Consider the following 15,773-nt stretch of genomic DNA (forward strand, 5'->3'; position numbering starts at 1 on the left):
AGATTTTACTAATTTTTCATCACGATCCATCGTTCATGCACTATAAGAATACTGACAGAATGGAGCAGCGCCTATCATAGCATTTAGGGTACACGAATTTTATTAATTTCTATATTTTTCACACTTTATCCATCAGTGTTTATCTGCAACTGATAACGATAAAAGCCCCAAAGCTTCATTTGCTTCGGGGCTTTTATCAAACGTCTTAAAAACAACTAATTGTTATTTAAAAGCGGGTTTTGAACTTCTTTGGTGCTTGGTTTTGCATTTCTTGCATTTGCTTTTGCATCTCTTCAGTGCTTGGCATGTTATTTGGATCCAGTCCCATTTGCTTGGCCATTTGTTCTGGATTCACGTCTTTAGTACCACCTTGCTGACCGCCACCGCCAAACAATGGACCGCCGCCACCTGCTCCACCGCCGCCGCCCATTAATCCTTGCATAGACTTCATCATTTTACTAATGCCTTCAGGCTTTGAAATCATTTTCATCATTTTTGCCATCTGCTTGTGTTGCTTGAGCAAGCGGTTAACGTCTTGAATCTCACGTCCTGAACCTGCAGCGATACGGCGCTTACGACTTGGGTTAATCTTGTCAGGGTTTTTGCGCTCAAATGGCGTCATCGAATTGATTAATGCTTCCATTTCACGTACTTTTTCTTCTGGTTTGGCGTCTTCGACGGCTTTTTGCATATCTGAGCCGCCCATACCAGGCATCTTATCCAAGAAACCTGCCATGCCGCCCATGCTCTTCATCTGCTGAAACTGAGTCAATAGATCCTCAAGGTCAAAGTCACCGCCCTTTTGCATCTTTTTCGCCATTTTTTCGGCTTTATCACGGTCAATTTTCTGCTCAACCTCTTCGACCAGACTCAGTACGTCACCCATACCTAGGATACGCTGCGCGATACGCTCAGGGTGGAACAGCTCTAGCTCGTCTAGTTTTTCACCGCGACCCAAGAACTTAATTGGCTTGCCGGTGATAGCACGTACAGAAAGCGCCGCACCGCCGCGAGCATCACCGTCTGTTTTGGTCAGGATGACACCTGTTAATGGCAAGGCATCATTGAAGGCTTTTGCAGTATTGGCCGCATCTTGACCTGTCATCGCATCGACGACGAATAGCGTCTCAGATGGGTTAACCGCAGCAGTTAGCGCCTTAATCTCATCCATCATGGTATCGTCGATATGTAGACGACCAGCGGTATCAATGATCAGGATATCTTGATATTGGATTTTGGCTTCTTCTATCGCACGCTTTGCGATATCAATTGGATTCTCATCTGTGCTTGAGTTCACAAACTTAGCATTCACCTGACCGGCTACTTGCTCAAGCTGTTTGATAGCCGCTGGACGATAAACGTCAGCAGAGACTAGCATGACTTTTTTCTTTTGGCGCTCTTGTAGATATTTGGCCAACTTACCAGCTGTAGTCGTTTTACCCGCACCTTGCAAACCTGCTAGCAAATAAACAACAGGCGCCTTACCTGTCATCTCTAACTGCTGATTGGCACTGCCCATCATTTCGGTCAGCTCGTCGTGTACGATTTTGACAAAGGCTTGACCTGGCGCTAACTCTTTTAGCACCTCAGCACCAAGCGCTTGTTCTTTTACGCGTTTTACAAAATCACGAGTGACAGGCAACGCCACATCAGCTTCTAACAACGCCATACGCACTTCACGTAGCGTGTCTTTGATATTGTCTTCGGTCAACTGTCCGGTACCGACGATGTTACGTAGGCTCGACGATAAGCGTTCTGTTAAGGTATCAAACATAAATAACTCTCAATTAAAATGGTTTTCAATTAAATAATACGCAATTAAAATAACTCTAAATCAAACCATTAAAATGGTTCATAAATAATATTATGATACGCTATAAGATATTAGGATATTGCATGACAAGGGACATGATAAAAGAATTATATTATCAATACTATAGCATTAACATGGCTCAAAATTTATAGTCGTTTCACAAAGGACACAGCGCTTATAATTGTAGTTAACTTTTTATAGATGACATATTTTATGTTTTGCGCTATGCAACACTGCCGATCATTTATAAGTTATAAGCAAGATGGTGCTCAATTGGCACCCATTTTATGATAAATTGGACGATTATTCTAATCATTCTGATAATACCACTTTAGCGACACATTGAGCGGCAGTTTATGCTCAGTATAAGATGAGGCTTTTTATCTGTGCACTTTGCATTCTTACTTGCTAGCATAGCTTATATCTTAGTCAGCATCCATATTGGTTGGGCGCTGGTTCAGGACAAAACTATCCACAAAAGCCTCAGTTTGGGCTTATTGCTGGTCGGCATGGCGGCACATGCCGCACTGCTATATCCATACGTTGTGACGCTGTATGGTTTAAATTTCAACTTATTTAACATCATCAGTCTGACCAGTTTATTTTTCTTATTCTTTTATCTGTTGTTCTGTTTATACCGCCCTATTCTTAGCCTTGGTATTTTGGCTGCACCCACTGCGCTAATAGGTATGACTGTCGGTTATTTCGGCCGCGCCCCTTATCAACCATTGACTGATATCAGTATCGGACTTGAAATCCATATCATATTATCATTGGCTGCCTATTGTGTGCTGTTGATGGCGGCGGTACAAGCGCTATTTCTACGTCTACAAATACGTGAGCTCAAGCATCATACCATTCATCGATTTTGGGTCAATAAGCTACCCTCATTGCAAAGTATGGAGAGTTTATTATTCGATATGCTGTTGGTAGGCTTTGTATTGCTCAGTATCGCACTGGGGATTGGGTTTATCTATGTACAAGACTTGATGGCGCAACATATCGTGCATAAGACTGTTTTTAGTCTACTATCGTGGTTGTTATTTGGTGTACTACTATTCGGTAACTGGCGTGCAGGCTGGCGAGGCAAACGTGCAGCCAATATCACTATTTATGCCTTTATCCTATTGGCTATTGGCTTTGTTGGTAGCAAGTTCGTCTTAGAAATGCTCCTATAAAATATCACATCATAAAAAAGGCAGTCAGTAACTGTTGCTACTGACCGCCTTTTTTTATATTTTTAGCAGACTCACTACTCATTTTTCTTAGTTAAATACGACTGTCTTATTACCCGCCACAATCACACGATTCTGCACATGCCAATTGACAGCACGAGCCAATACATTGCGTTCGATATCACGTCCAATCGCACGTAATTCTGTTACCCCTTGGCGATGCGTCACGCGGTGTACATCTTGCTCAATGATAGGGCCTTGATCAAGCTCCGCTGTGACATAGTGCGCAGTTGCCCCAATGAGCTTGACGCCTTTATCATAAGCTTGACGGTATGGATCTGCACCCACAAACGCAGGCAAGAACGAATGATGGATATTAATCACTTGCATCGGCCAGCGTTTCACAAAATCAGACGACAATATCTGCATATAACGCGCCAACACCAGTAAGTCATTACCTACCATCAACTGATGAATTTGCTCTTCTGCTTCGGCCTTATTCTCTTTGGTCACGGGCACATGGTGAAAGGTGATACCAAAGTTTTCGACCGCTTGCTGTAAGTCAGGATGGTTACTGACCACACAAGTAATCTCGCAATCTAGCAAGCCACGCTGATGTCGCCACAGTAAATCTAACAATGCATGATCAAACTTTGAGACCAAAATACCCACTCTGGTCTTGGTAGCATTGTTATGTAGACGCCAGTCCATGTTATGGCGTTTAGCCACGGTATGCGCAAAGCTGGCTTCAAAATTATCGATGATATCGCTCAAGCCTGCCAGAGCAAACTCCAAGCGCATGAAGTATTGACCACCTTCATGAGCCGTCGAATACTGATCGAGCGTAATGATATTCGCGCCGTAACGATGAATAAATTCAGAGACTGCTTGCACGATGCCAGCCTGATCTTTACATTTGATGAGCAATGTCGCTGTATCAGTAAAGCTAGGAATCTGTTTGCTCTGCGAGGCTGTGTTTGTTGTATTTGATGATGAAGCCGTTTTGGTATTTTCTGACATAATACGCCCAATATAAAAAATGATGACTGTTCGCTGAATTGACTGACAGCGTAGTAAACCGGTTATTTTAATCTTTTTTGCGATGTTTTGCTGAGCGAGTTGGTTGTTTTTGGTTATTTAGGATGATTTAGTTATTTGAAAATACAATGCAAAAACCCCCAACGTAGGGTCGGGGGTTTTTTATTTGAAATACGCCTCAGCGAATTGGATAAGTAAGTTTCGTGACGTTACCTCTTGGAGTAGTCGCTATTACTGTAAACTCATCACCAGCTGAACAGTCTTTCAACTTAAATGTAGTAATAGTGCCCAAATTGTCTCCAGGACTACCAGTAGCGACATTAGCAGGTACTTTTTCTACGCCAGAGCGTATCTCAGCCGAACAAGAACCATCTTCGCTCTCTACCTGAATATCATCAGCTGTTGGTGGAGTATCTCTTTCTAAATCTTCAAAAACATATGTGCCATTATCATTTTCTGTGGCTGTGTATGTGGTTTCATCAAGAGTAAATTTTAAAATGCGTCCAGACTCTACGCCGCTGAACACAAGATCATAAGTATTAGCTCGACCAGATGGACTCACATCAATATTAATCGAATCAGAATCAGTATTGTCAGTAGCCGTAGCACTAATTGTAGTACCAGAAGGCATAGGGTTTAGATCATAAAAACCATCACTATTCATTCTTATCGAAATCAGACTGTTATTAGCATAGACTTCTTGCGTTTGCGCATTGAGTTGGGGGGCGATTATCGTGAATCTAGCATCCTTATCAGAAAGCAAAGTAATACCCTGATAACGCACTACAGCATCCAAATCGTTATTACAGGTATTAACTTTATTTGGCGAGACAAACTCACCAATATAATTTGCCTTATACTGCATTCTTTTCAAATCAGATAATGATGGAAACTTAAGATTAATATATCGATCAAGGTTATTATCGCATGACTCACTAGCACTCGTCGTTAACGGATAAGTAAACTCACCAAGTTGATAAGTGCCGTTTTCATTGTCATCACGGAAAGTATCACCGATATTATGAACTAAAATATCGGTATCTTTGTCCCAAGCGTTATTTTGATTCAAATCAATATAATCTTTTTCACCTTCCGCTACCGCTAGAATGCTCACACGCCCATCACCTGGACGTGGATTTTGCGTTGAGAAAGTGACCGAACATACACCATTGCTAGTTGGACAGCTTGAAGTTACCTTGCCACCTTCAGCTGTAAAATTAATGACCGTACCATCAGGTACTGCATTGCCATTACGATCGACCATACGCGCTGTAATATTACTAGTATCGCCATCTAAAGACCAATCCAAAACATTCTTTTCCCATGATAGGCTAAGACCTGTCTGAGTCACCCTTGAGCTTGCAATAGAAATATTTTTTGATAGGGCATTGATGCGAGGATCACTATCCAAAGTAGCTTTTATTTCTACGGGCCCAGGCGTTGTACCTGGATAAATATTAACTGATACAACACCATTACTATCAGTAGTAGCAGGTATATTAGATGTATTGCCAAGTACACCAAAAGTTAGCCCTAACGGAGATTTTTCCAAGGACAAAGTTACCTCGGCGTTGGCAAGCGGCGTTCTATTTGAAAATACAGTAAACTCAACTGCGCCTGTTGCTGAGGAGCCACTATTTTGAATACCTAGCGTTAGATCATTAGCTGTATAGACAATGGAAGTCGCTTCAGGAGCCTGTATAGAAACGCTAGCCGATTGAGTAACGCCACCAGTACTGGCTGATATTCGCACAGCACCACTGCACAAAGTATTATCGACGTTAATGGCTTTGTACACAAAATCAACCATGCCATTTTCATCGGAGGTAACTTGCTCAGGTAGCTGACCGCAAGGAGCATTTAAGTTGACCAGTACACCACTAATGGCGTTACCACTCGTATCAGTGGTTTTTAAAGATACAGCTGTCTGTCCACCTGCATTTAGTTGTGAGTCAGTAACTTGCAATGCACTCAAACTCACATTAGTCGCCTGCACTGAAAAAGTCAGGTTATCAATCGCGGTATTATTACCATTACTCGCATTCGCAGTAATAATATAAGCGCCCGAAACATCAGGAGCATTAGGCTTTAAAAATATACGAGCTTCGCCATCACTGTTCGTTAGAGTAGATCCTGATGTTGTTTGTGACAAAGCAATGCCTTCGGCATCGATTGAAAAGCTCACTCTAGCACCAATAACAGGCTCACTATTATCGTCAGTTACTAAAACTTCGTAGTAAGCCCCTTCTAGACCAATAGCATTTATTGGGTTATTGTCTGCATCTACCAATTGACTACTACTAATATTTAAAGCACCCACTGGAACTTCTGTACCGCCGCCATTATCCGTACCAGGTAGTTGCACACCCAAATCAGGCTCTGGCGCAACCGTATCTGTGCCCCCACCACCACAACCTGCCAAGGCCAATGATAAGGTTAGCGCTGTCAGTTGAAACAACTTAGAAGTAGGTAGCGAGGGATATGACATGTTTTTGACTCCGCATGAGCAGTAATTTATTCGAGCAAAAAGGCAGAAAACCATTACACAGAATTAAAGAAGATTGGTAATGATACTTAGATTTACAGTGATACCGATGTATTAACAGATTGTATTAAATATATAACAGCAACTTTACTGACTTTTGTTATAACTTACAACTAAAAATTAATCTTTACTATTAAACAATCAACAACATAGCGCGCTCATTTCAGGGTATAATAGCCCTCCTTTAATCCAACAGTTATTGTAAAAATATTTGAGTATTCATCTGTTTTATGGTATAAATGTCGGCTTTAAAATTTTCTGAATTGGTCAGCCTGTTATTTGCCTTTAGATAGCAGCAAAACCAGCTCAACCTTCATATAGTTTTGTTTGGTGCAAAGCTGCCGCTTGCTGTGTCCATGCCGCAAAAACGTGCAACTTGCCCAGACTGGTATGAGAAAAACTCATACCTCATAGATTAGGAGTTCGCCATGTCTCGAGTTTGCCAAGTGACTGGAAAGCGCCCTATGGTGGGTAATAATGTTTCGCATGCAAACAACAAAACCCGTCGTCGCTTTCTACCAAACCTTCACAACCATCGTTTTTGGGTAGAGTCTGAAAACCGCTTTGTACGTCTACGTGTGTCTACCAAAGGTATGCGCATCATTGACAAACTTGGTATCGATAAAGTGTTAGCGGATCTACGCGCACAAGGTCAAAAAGTTTAAGTTAAAAATAGCAGCTGAGTGATGACTCTCATCATTTAGGCTACTGTTTTGCTACATTAGTTGTGGCAACTCACTCTTTGAGACACGTACCTATCGTTTGAAGACCCCTCATTTACAGGAAAGCTATCATGAGAGATAAAATTAAATTAGTATCAACAGCTGGTACTGGGTATTACTACACCACTACTAAAAACAAGCGCACTATGCCTGGCAAAATGGAAATCAAAAAGTTTGATCCAAAAGTACGCCAGCACGTGATCTTTAAAGAAGCTAAAATCAAATAACTCCCATCATTTGTAGAAGGCATTTTTATAAATACTTTCTATAAAGAAGTTATTTGAACAAAAAAAGGGTTTATCAATTGATAAACCCTTTTTTTATGCTTGTATATCTAGCTATCTCCAGCTCGCTAACAAACTAAAGATTAGCTGTAGTGTGTTGGTTCTTTATCATATACATGCGCATGCCATTTACTCATTTGCTTTTGCATAATGACCTGAATCGCAGCATGAATCATGTGTTGACCAATCGCTTGAGTATCGCTACCAAGTAGCTCTTTTAGCTTGTCAGAAAAATCAATAGTCATCAGCGGTGCTTCATCTTGTTCAGCATCACGCAACAACAATCTACCATCATCTGCTTCCACCAGCTCTAACGTGGTTTCTTTGGCAAATCCTGCAAACTGATCGCTACTCTCGTTATCTACTTCTATATCATTATCGATATCGTATGGCATTAATATGTTCCTTATTGTCCCGTTCATCACGCGCAAACAAACCAGTCATTGCAAAGAAGCTATTCATTATAGAAATTGCATTTGGCAAAGCTATCATCTTACAGTAACGCGGGTAAATCTGTCTTACTCATACAATGGACGCTTTAACACTCGAATTCAAGGGCTGTCACATAAGTCTTCGCTATAAAAGCAAACTTGAATGCCATGTCATTTGTATATATTAGTGCCAATAACGCAACTTTCCTAATGTAAATAAGAAGGCCACAAACATTCCAAGGTAATAAACCAGCTTTAGTTCAAGGCTAGGATCACGATACTTAAATGGCAGTGCAACGGTGGCCGTCGCAGTGGGCAATATCAGCAGCATAAGCAACCAATTCTCAATGACATTTAGCCAACCTTGTAGGTCGGTTCCGTGACGTAGTGACGCCAATCCCATTAATAAACAAGCGATAATTAAGCTGGTAAATAAGCCATTTGGTAAGTCTTTAGGATAGATAATTTTAGCAATACTGGCTGGTACGATTCTCATATAAAATTCCAGTCATGCTTGTAGGACATGGTTTAATGATTAAAAATATAAAATATTACGACATTATATAGGCGCGAATAAATAATAGAGACGCGAAAAAGCATTATATCTGCAGCTAAACAACTTAACTATAAGTACCCATCAGCCATAGCATCGATATACAAGAGGTCAAATAACCCAAACTAATCGCATTCCAACTTTCGATATGCAGGCCTTTAACTTTATTAAGTATGCGAGAGCCTACCCAAAAGAACAGCGGAATGCCTAGCATAAATGCAGGCACAATGACTGCAGCATGACGTAGCACTGTTTCAACATCATCACCCACCATCAGGCGAAAGCCATAACCTGCCAAGCTCAGTACAAGTGCAAACATCGCTAAGCCAATGGTGATACCTTTAGGTACCAAACTGCGCTGCGGTGTTTCACTTTCAAGTGCTTGCCTAGCTTGCTGATTCAACGCTTCATGAGAGCTTGCTTGCTCAGAAGGCTCTGTTGAACGGGTAGAATTGTTTGTGTCCATATTTCACCTTTGCGTGACTGACCGTTATATAGAGTTGATTCAATTTAAAAGAGAAACAAGGCAACTGAGTGCAGATGTAATGCGATACTTCAAGCAAGGTTAACGCTGTCGCTCTTTTATATGGGGTTAACTATTATAGTCATAAGTTATACAGCACATTCTAATATTGTTATTGTATGGCTAATAGCGTTTATTAACCATATAACGCTCGCTAGCTGTTGTTGGCTAATAGCAACTCTGCGCGCATCTCATCAATAGCCGCTTTATAATCTTCTTGATTAAAAATCGCAGAACCCGCAACGAACATATCAGCACCCGCTTCAGCAATCGCACGTATATTACTGGCTTTGATACCGCCATCAACTTCCAATCGAATATCTCGGCCACTAGTAATAATACGCTGACGTACCTGACGGACTTTATCTAAAGTACTATCGATAAACGACTGTCCACCATAGCCTGGGTTCACACTCATTAATAAAATCTGATCTACTTTATCCATGACATAATCAAGATAATGCAGCGGGGTCGCTGGGTTTAATACCAAGCCACACTCCGCACCGCCATCTTTAATCAGTTGAAGTGAGCGATCGATATGAGCGCTGGCTTCAGGATGAAAGGTAATGATACTAGCACCTGCTTCCAAGAACTGCTCAATCATACTATCGACAGGTGAAACCATAAGATGCACATCAATTGGCGCTTCAACACCATAGTCGCGCAACGCCTTACAAATCATGCTACCAAACGTCAAATTGGGTACGTAATGGTTGTCCATTACATCAAAATGAATCACATCGGCACCCGACTCTAGTACCTTCTCCACTTCTTCGCCCAACCGCGCGAAATCAGCTGAGAGTATCGACGGTGCAATAAGATAAGGTTTAGCAGGACTGTTCATAATTGAGCTACCTAATTCATGTTTATATAAGATATTGATAAATTAAAAAGGAAATTTCAAGCGGCTCACCTATACTGCAAGCCCTTTATGTACTGATGTTAAATACTTAATTATCTAACGCTGCTTGTATTGAGTTTTGCAATAAGCACGGCCAACTTCGAAAGAGCGCTTTGCCTCATGTTTAGTAGCACGATTGCTCACTCTCTGACGCCATAAGCGAAAAGATGACGGCTTTAGCTCTTGGCGCATGAGTTTGATAACCCCAGTCTCATCAAGACCATAGCTATGCTCTATAGCACCGAAGGGCGTTCTATCTTCCCATGCCATCTCTATCACGCGAGATATTTGCACATCATCAAGTACTATGTCGCCAGCGTCGTTGACGGTTTTTGCAATCAGCTCGTCTGACTTAACTTGAGACACTTCATCACTATAATCAATGTTACGTTGTTTCTTTTGTAGAGCAGCATCCATATCAGCTTGCATAGTCGCTTTTGTAGAGCTCGTATCTGCTGACTTATTCTTTGAATTAAAAGCTGTCAAATCTTGATAACTTGCCATAAAAATCACCTGTTGAGCATGAATGGAATAGCGAAAAATGTATCACGGTCATCTGAACGACATCTTAGCTCATTTGAGCCATATGCCAATGATGTTCGATATGATCATTAATCACCGTTTGGATAAAATAATAGCTGTGGTCATGCCCCGCTTGATAGCGTAATGTTAAGGGCTGTTTGGCTTTTGCACAAGCGTCTTGTAGTTTAGAGGTCTGTAGCTGACCTTCTGCTAAGAAGTTATCAGCTGCGCCTTGATCAACCAAAATGCTCGAATACTGCTGACCGACCTTTTCAATCATTTGTGAGGCGTCCGCTTGTGCCCATAGAGACTTATCATCACCGAAGTACTCTGTATAAGCAGCTTGCCCCCATGCAGACTCACTGGCTGCGCATACTGGCGATAAAGCCGATACGCTGACAAACTTACTTGGGAACTTGAACCCTAGCAATAATGCGCCGTGACCACCCATTGAGTGTCCTGTGACACCGATACTGTGAATAGGAAACTCTGAACGTAGTAAGTCATATAGCTCATCGACGATGTAGCTTTGCATGTTGAAGTTGTCTGACCACGGCGCTTGAGTCGCGTCAACATAATAGCTAGCGCCTTGCCCGACAAAATAGCGCTCATCATTTGGTACATCGCTGTCTTCACTACTTCTGGGCGAAGTATCAGGTGCGATAAGTATCATACCAAGCTCGCTGCATTTTTGCTGAAAATGCGCTTTATGAGTGACATTATCGGCATTACATGTCAAACCTGATAGGTACAATATCGCAGGACAACGTCGTCCAGCCAGAGCTTCGTCAGGTAGATAAATACTAAACGTCATAGAGGTTTTGGTAGACGTCGACTCGTGACTATAATAATGCTGCTCACCGTTGAAACAGCGATTCACACTTTTTTGGGTAAGCTGTTTATTGTTAGATAAACTATGACTATAGGAATTTTGCATGAGTGATATCCTTTTATTCAAAATAGAACCAATGGTGATGTTTAATAAATGCTCATCATCTAATAGTAAATCTAATATTAGAATTTATTAAATGCCAAATCTTACTTTGTGCTTATTCAACGGCTATTTCTACTTCGTCTACCGATAGATTAGTAGCACTGTCAGGTAAAATATTAACCGTTGTAGAAGTAGCATTATTTGTAATACTAGCAACGGATGGGCGCGCCTTATCAAACAATACTTGTTCAAATGCAGGTAATGCTGTCTCCATTAAGCTACCAATGACCATTTGCGGCTCTGATGGCTCAAAGCCCATTGCGCTCTCACGCTCATTGACCCGTATACTGGCATCCTTAAAAGCCGACTCAAAACTGGTATTCCCTCGTAGGCTTTCAGCAAAAAATGCTTGACCAAAATAGGTCATCTCAGCTGTATTAGTGCAGCCAAACGATGCTTTGTCAGCGGCTGATGCAGTAATCACTACCGTGGTTGGCGATGCCAATTCGTCAATAAACGAACCTGAGTAGCAAGCAGACACCACAATCACACGCCAGCGGATACCAGATGCGTCTAACGCGTCACGCAACCATGTAGCATCTAAATTATCCATCGCAAGCGGCGGATTTGCCAACTGAACGATATCTTGGTTACCATGTGAAGACAACGTCAGGAACAATACATCTTCATCAGCATTCATCTGCTGACCGATTTTCTTTAAGCCGCGCAAAATACTGGTCTTAGTAGCAATTGGCTCATCGAGCCAGCTATAAGTATTATTAATCAGCGATAGTGAATGCCCACTGGTACCAAAGCGCACGTCAAACAGCTCGCGCACCTTGTTAATCTCAGAGCGAAAGACGTTTTGATCAGAGAATCCTGCGACTCCCATAAAATACCAGTCGGTTTTGCCAGCGATACTTGGGTCTATACTATCCAATGCTTGCTGTAATAGACGTGGCTGCTGATACAGTGCCGCCTCTTCTAATACAGGCTCTACAGGTATTTGCTTAAAAATTGGCTGATCTGCGACATTACGCTGCCAGATAGTCAGCAACGCTACCGCACCGACCAATACAATGATTCGCTCCCACCATGGTATACGCAGACGACGGGAGAAAATCCAAAGTAACGCTAGCGTTTGCCATAAGAACAGTACTAAAAACAGTACTGGTAAGAACGAATAACTCCAATTTGGCAACCAACCATAGCTACCAAAAAACTGCACCAAGCTTTGTAATAAGGCTGATAATGTATCAGCCACCAACCAAAGTACTACTGGTACAAATACCAATGCTTGGTTGCTGGCTCGCCGAGCCAAAATAATACCACCAAGCAAAATAATCATTGGCCAGATCAAATAACTGACCAATCCTTGCTCATTAAATATGCTGCCACTTTCAGCAGCTAACCATGAAAATAAGACATTACTACCAAGCGCCAATAACGCAAATACGGCAAACTGTACAAAAGTAGGTTTAACCCAAGAAAAAGCCCGTGTTGAGCCTACCAGCATCCACAAGGTTGCAATAATATTGGCAGCGAAATTGAGCGAAAAACGCTGAAGCGAGACGGTTTTTAACGACGTAAGTGACAAAGACTTAGACCTCTAGCCAGTCGAGAAAAATAAAATGACTCAATGATAATTATCTTAATGTAACAGCCGCGCGGTGCAATCAATTGACGATTTTTTGTACAGCATGCAGACATCGATTTATATTGAATTCACGATGGAGTGATTATAGAAGATGACTAGCACTACCTAATATTTTAGCTCGCTAATCTATCGCGATTGTAACGGATTGTCGGTTAAGAGGATAAGGCTGATTTGTAAAATCCACTCAAATTTGGCTAAAAATTCAAATAAAAAAGGAGGCCTCTTATATAAAGCCTCCCTTTCTTACTAATTACTAAACATTATCTCATCAATAGTTCATTGACGCGTTTTAGATAAGCGGCTGGATCGTCTAGCTGACCGCCATCTGCTAACAATGCTTGATCAAAGATCACTTGTGCCAGATTATCAAAGCTGTCATCAAACTGCTCACTGCTCTCAAGCTTCTTGATGAGTGGATGATCAGGGTTTACTTCTAGCGTTGGCTTACTTGCTGGTACATCCTGACCCATTTGCTGTAGCATCTGAATCATTTGTGGTGATAGCTCACCTTCACCTACAACCAAACAAGCTGGACTATCAACCAAACGAGTAGATACTTTGACGTCTTTAGCACGCTCGCCCAACGCAGCCTTTAATTTATCAACTACTGGCTTTAGCGTTTCTTGTGCTTTCTCTGCTTCCGCTTTTTCTGCTTCATCTTGCAAGTCGCCTAGGTCTACTGCGCCTTTGGCAATGTTTTGCAGCGGTGTCTCATCGAATGAGGTCAAGAAGTTCATTGCCCATTCATCAACACGGCTAGTCATCAAGATAACTTCGATACCTTTTTTCTTGAATAACTCAAGTTGTGGGCTGTTTTTCGCAGCGGCTAGGTTATCAGCGGTGAGGTAATAGATGGCTTTTTGGCCATCTTTCATACGACCTTTATAATCTTCAAAGCTTGTTACCAAACCATCTTGCGTGCTGGTGGCATAACGTAATAGCTTAGCAATACGTTCTTGATTGCCTGCATCTTCGCCTAGACCTTCTTTGATGACATCACCGAACTCTGCATAGAACTGTGCAAATTTCTCTTGCTTGTCACTGTCTTCGCTATTAGCAAGGCTTGCGAGTAAGGTTAAGATACGGCGAGCGTTACCATCACGAATAGATTTTACATCACGTGACTCTTGTAGTAGCTCACGGCTCACGTTCAATGGCAAGTCTGCTGAATCAATCACACCTTTCACGAAACGCAAATACATCGGTAGCAATTGCTCAGCTTCGTCCATGATAAAGACGCGCTTCACATAAAGCTTTAGACCATGCTGCTGCTCACGAGTGTATAGATCAACTGGTGCTTTTTTAGGAATATATAGTAGCTGCGTATACTGTACGCGACCCTCTACACGGTTATGCGTCCAAGTAAGCGGCGCATCCATGTCATAAGAGATATTCTTATAAAAATCGACATACTCATCATCTTCAATTTCAGAGCTAGAGCGAGTCCATAGTGCACTGGCTTTATTGATTGTTTCCCAGTCATCAGTGAGTACCATCTGGCCACCAGTAGGCGTGTCGTCATTCTCGTCTTCTTTTACGTCTTCTTGCCAGATCTCTTTACGCATCTGAATTGGCAAGCTGATATGGTCAGAGTATTTATTGACCAAGCGCTTGATTTTACTGCGGTCCAAGTAGCTATCTTCACCCTCGCTATATTCTTCTTTTAAGTGCAAAGTAATCGCCGTACCGCGCGTGTCTTTGGTAATAGGTTCAACAGTAAAGCTGCCAGTACCATCTGATACCCAGCGCACGCCTTTATCCGCAGTCTCGCCCGCTTTGCGTGATTCAACACTGATGGTATCAGCCACGATAAAACCTGAGTAAAAACCAACACCGAATTGACCAATCAATTGACCGTCTTGCTTTTGTGATTCAGACAATTTGTCCAAAAATGCCTTGGTGCCTGATTTAGCAATCGTACCTAAGTTTTCGATTGCATCGGCTTCGTTCATACCAATACCATTGTCAGTAAAGGTAATAGTTTTGGCAGCTTCATCGACGGCGATACGGATTTTTAATTCGCCATCATCTTCATAAAGGCTATCATCATTTGTGCCTTCAAAGCGCAACTTATCACAAGCATCCGACGCATTAGATACCAACTCGCGGACAAAAATATCAGCGTTAGAATATAGTGAATGCGTTACCAAATGCAGTAACTGCGCCACTTCCGCTTCAAACGTATGTTTTTTTAATTCTGGATTCAGACCTTCAGCTTGAGTTGCTTCACTCATAAAAACTCCTTTAAATTCTATGAAAGACCTATTATCAGATAACGATATACTCACTAAAGCCGTTCTCATAATGTTAGAGAACTTACCGTATGCAATACCGTTAAACTGTCTATACTAATAGGGGCATTGAGAAAAAATTCAAGCTCAAAAGCTTTATTCAATAAAAAACACCGCGCTTGTTTACCAAGGCGGTGTTCTGGTATCAGTTATTTATTTGCTTGGTTTTTACTTGCTTCGTCATTTAATTGCTCAGTTATTTTCTGATATAGCAATCAAAGTGCAAACAACAGCAACTACTCTGAATATGCTTCTATCAATATATCCCAGAGAGTCGTCAGCTTTTTTGAAAATTGAGTATGGGTTTTCATAGTAACCTCTATGTCGATTAACATCGGCTTGTTAGTAATATTATCTTTTTAGTAATATTGTCTTGTTAGCTAC

14 protein-coding genes are annotated in these 15,773 nt (G+C 41.6%); 3 read left to right on the top strand and 11 right to left on the bottom strand.

The annotated features are described in order from the left end of the window. Positions 1-226: 226 nt before the first annotated feature. The gene (gene ffh, locus CXF61_RS07325; protein WP_165597724.1) at positions 227-1,774 is read right to left on the bottom strand and encodes a signal recognition particle protein; all 1,548 of its coding nucleotides are present in this window, start codon (positions 1,772-1,774) and stop codon (positions 227-229) included. 425 nt (positions 1,775-2,199) lie between these two features. On the opposite strand from ffh, the gene CXF61_RS07330 reads away from it, so the two are divergent. Continuing rightward, positions 2,200-2,991 (top strand): cytochrome C assembly family protein, encoded by a 792-nt coding sequence (locus CXF61_RS07330; RefSeq protein WP_165597725.1) that lies wholly within the window; start codon positions 2,200-2,202, stop codon positions 2,989-2,991. An 87-nt stretch (positions 2,992-3,078) separates the two neighbouring features. On the opposite strand, the gene purU is transcribed toward CXF61_RS07330, so the two are convergent. Both purU and CXF61_RS07340 read right to left on the bottom strand, forming a co-directional pair. Then, the gene (purU, locus tag CXF61_RS07335) at positions 3,079-4,008 is read right to left on the bottom strand and encodes a formyltetrahydrofolate deformylase (protein ID WP_227526624.1); all 930 of its coding nucleotides are present in this window, start codon (positions 4,006-4,008) and stop codon (positions 3,079-3,081) included. Positions 4,009-4,204: 196 nt separating this feature from the next. Further along, the gene (locus CXF61_RS07340) at positions 4,205-6,514 is read right to left on the bottom strand and encodes an Ig-like domain-containing protein (RefSeq protein WP_165597726.1); all 2,310 of its coding nucleotides are present in this window, start codon (positions 6,512-6,514) and stop codon (positions 4,205-4,207) included. Between the two features lie 485 nt (positions 6,515-6,999). Between CXF61_RS07340 and rpmB the strand changes: the two genes are divergently transcribed. After that, positions 7,000-7,236: a 50S ribosomal protein L28 gene (gene rpmB, locus CXF61_RS07345; RefSeq protein ID WP_057761372.1), complete on the top strand. Its 237-nt coding sequence runs from the start codon at positions 7,000-7,002 to the stop codon at positions 7,234-7,236. A 128-nt stretch (positions 7,237-7,364) separates the two neighbouring features. Beyond that, the gene (gene rpmG / locus CXF61_RS07350; RefSeq protein WP_010201403.1) at positions 7,365-7,520 is read left to right on the top strand and encodes a 50S ribosomal protein L33; all 156 of its coding nucleotides are present in this window, start codon (positions 7,365-7,367) and stop codon (positions 7,518-7,520) included. A 140-nt stretch (positions 7,521-7,660) separates the two neighbouring features. On the opposite strand, the gene CXF61_RS07355 is transcribed toward rpmG, so the two are convergent. The 8 genes from CXF61_RS07355 to htpG form a co-directional block, all read right to left on the bottom strand. Further along, on the bottom strand, positions 7,661-7,972 hold the full coding sequence (locus CXF61_RS07355) for a hypothetical protein (RefSeq protein ID WP_101205798.1): 312 nt from the start codon (positions 7,970-7,972) through the stop codon (positions 7,661-7,663). 220 nt (positions 7,973-8,192) lie between these two features. Continuing rightward, positions 8,193-8,504 carry a hypothetical protein gene (locus CXF61_RS07360; protein WP_057761376.1) on the bottom strand — a complete coding sequence of 104 codons (312 nt, stop codon included), beginning with the start codon at positions 8,502-8,504 and terminating at the stop codon, positions 8,193-8,195. Between the two features lie 124 nt (positions 8,505-8,628). Continuing rightward, positions 8,629-9,027 carry a hypothetical protein gene (locus CXF61_RS07365; protein ID WP_165597727.1) on the bottom strand — a complete coding sequence of 133 codons (399 nt, stop codon included), beginning with the start codon at positions 9,025-9,027 and terminating at the stop codon, positions 8,629-8,631. A gap of 211 nt (positions 9,028-9,238) precedes the next feature. After that, complete coding sequence (gene rpe / locus CXF61_RS07370; protein WP_057761380.1) at positions 9,239-9,928, bottom strand: ribulose-phosphate 3-epimerase; 690 nt, start codon at positions 9,926-9,928, stop codon at positions 9,239-9,241. 114 nt (positions 9,929-10,042) lie between these two features. Next, positions 10,043-10,294: a TIGR03643 family protein gene (locus tag CXF61_RS14295; protein ID WP_227526626.1), complete on the bottom strand. Its 252-nt coding sequence runs from the start codon at positions 10,292-10,294 to the stop codon at positions 10,043-10,045. A 259-nt stretch (positions 10,295-10,553) separates the two neighbouring features. Next, positions 10,554-11,444 carry an S-formylglutathione hydrolase gene (fghA, locus tag CXF61_RS07380; protein WP_114700582.1) on the bottom strand — a complete coding sequence of 297 codons (891 nt, stop codon included), beginning with the start codon at positions 11,442-11,444 and terminating at the stop codon, positions 10,554-10,556. Between the two features lie 112 nt (positions 11,445-11,556). Continuing rightward, on the bottom strand, positions 11,557-13,038 hold the full coding sequence (locus tag CXF61_RS07385; RefSeq protein WP_165597729.1) for a C13 family peptidase: 1,482 nt from the start codon (positions 13,036-13,038) through the stop codon (positions 11,557-11,559). 320 nt (positions 13,039-13,358) lie between these two features. Then, positions 13,359-15,332, bottom strand: coding sequence for a molecular chaperone HtpG (gene htpG, locus CXF61_RS07390; protein ID WP_165597730.1), 1,974 nt, complete (start codon positions 15,330-15,332; stop codon positions 13,359-13,361). Positions 15,333-15,773: the final 441 nt, after the last annotated feature.

The sequence above is a fragment of the Psychrobacter sp. 4Dc genome (assembly GCF_002836715.1).
GTDB lineage: Bacteria > Pseudomonadota > Gammaproteobacteria > Pseudomonadales > Moraxellaceae > Psychrobacter.

Coding starts and splice junctions, on each gene's coding strand:
- htpG (WP_165597730.1), bottom strand. CDS start 15,332: ATGAGTGAAGCAACTCAAGCTGAAGGTCTGAATCCAGAATTAAAAAAA.
- CXF61_RS07340 (WP_165597726.1), bottom strand. CDS start 6,514: ATGTCATATCCCTCGCTACCTACTTCTAAGTTGTTTCAACTGACAGCG.
- rpmG (WP_010201403.1), top strand. CDS start 7,365: ATGAGAGATAAAATTAAATTAGTATCAACAGCTGGTACTGGGTATTAC.
- rpe (WP_057761380.1), bottom strand. CDS start 9,928: ATGAACAGTCCTGCTAAACCTTATCTTATTGCACCGTCGATACTCTCA.
- ffh (WP_165597724.1), bottom strand. CDS start 1,774: ATGTTTGATACCTTAACAGAACGCTTATCGTCGAGCCTACGTAACATC.
- CXF61_RS07360 (WP_057761376.1), bottom strand. CDS start 8,504: ATGAGAATCGTACCAGCCAGTATTGCTAAAATTATCTATCCTAAAGAC.
- fghA (WP_114700582.1), bottom strand. CDS start 11,444: ATGCAAAATTCCTATAGTCATAGTTTATCTAACAATAAACAGCTTACC.
- CXF61_RS07365 (WP_165597727.1), bottom strand. CDS start 9,027: ATGGACACAAACAATTCTACCCGTTCAACAGAGCCTTCTGAGCAAGCA.
- rpmB (WP_057761372.1), top strand. CDS start 7,000: ATGTCTCGAGTTTGCCAAGTGACTGGAAAGCGCCCTATGGTGGGTAAT.
- purU (WP_227526624.1), bottom strand. CDS start 4,008: ATGTCAGAAAATACCAAAACGGCTTCATCATCAAATACAACAAACACA.
- CXF61_RS07355 (WP_101205798.1), bottom strand. CDS start 7,972: ATGCCATACGATATCGATAATGATATAGAAGTAGATAACGAGAGTAGC.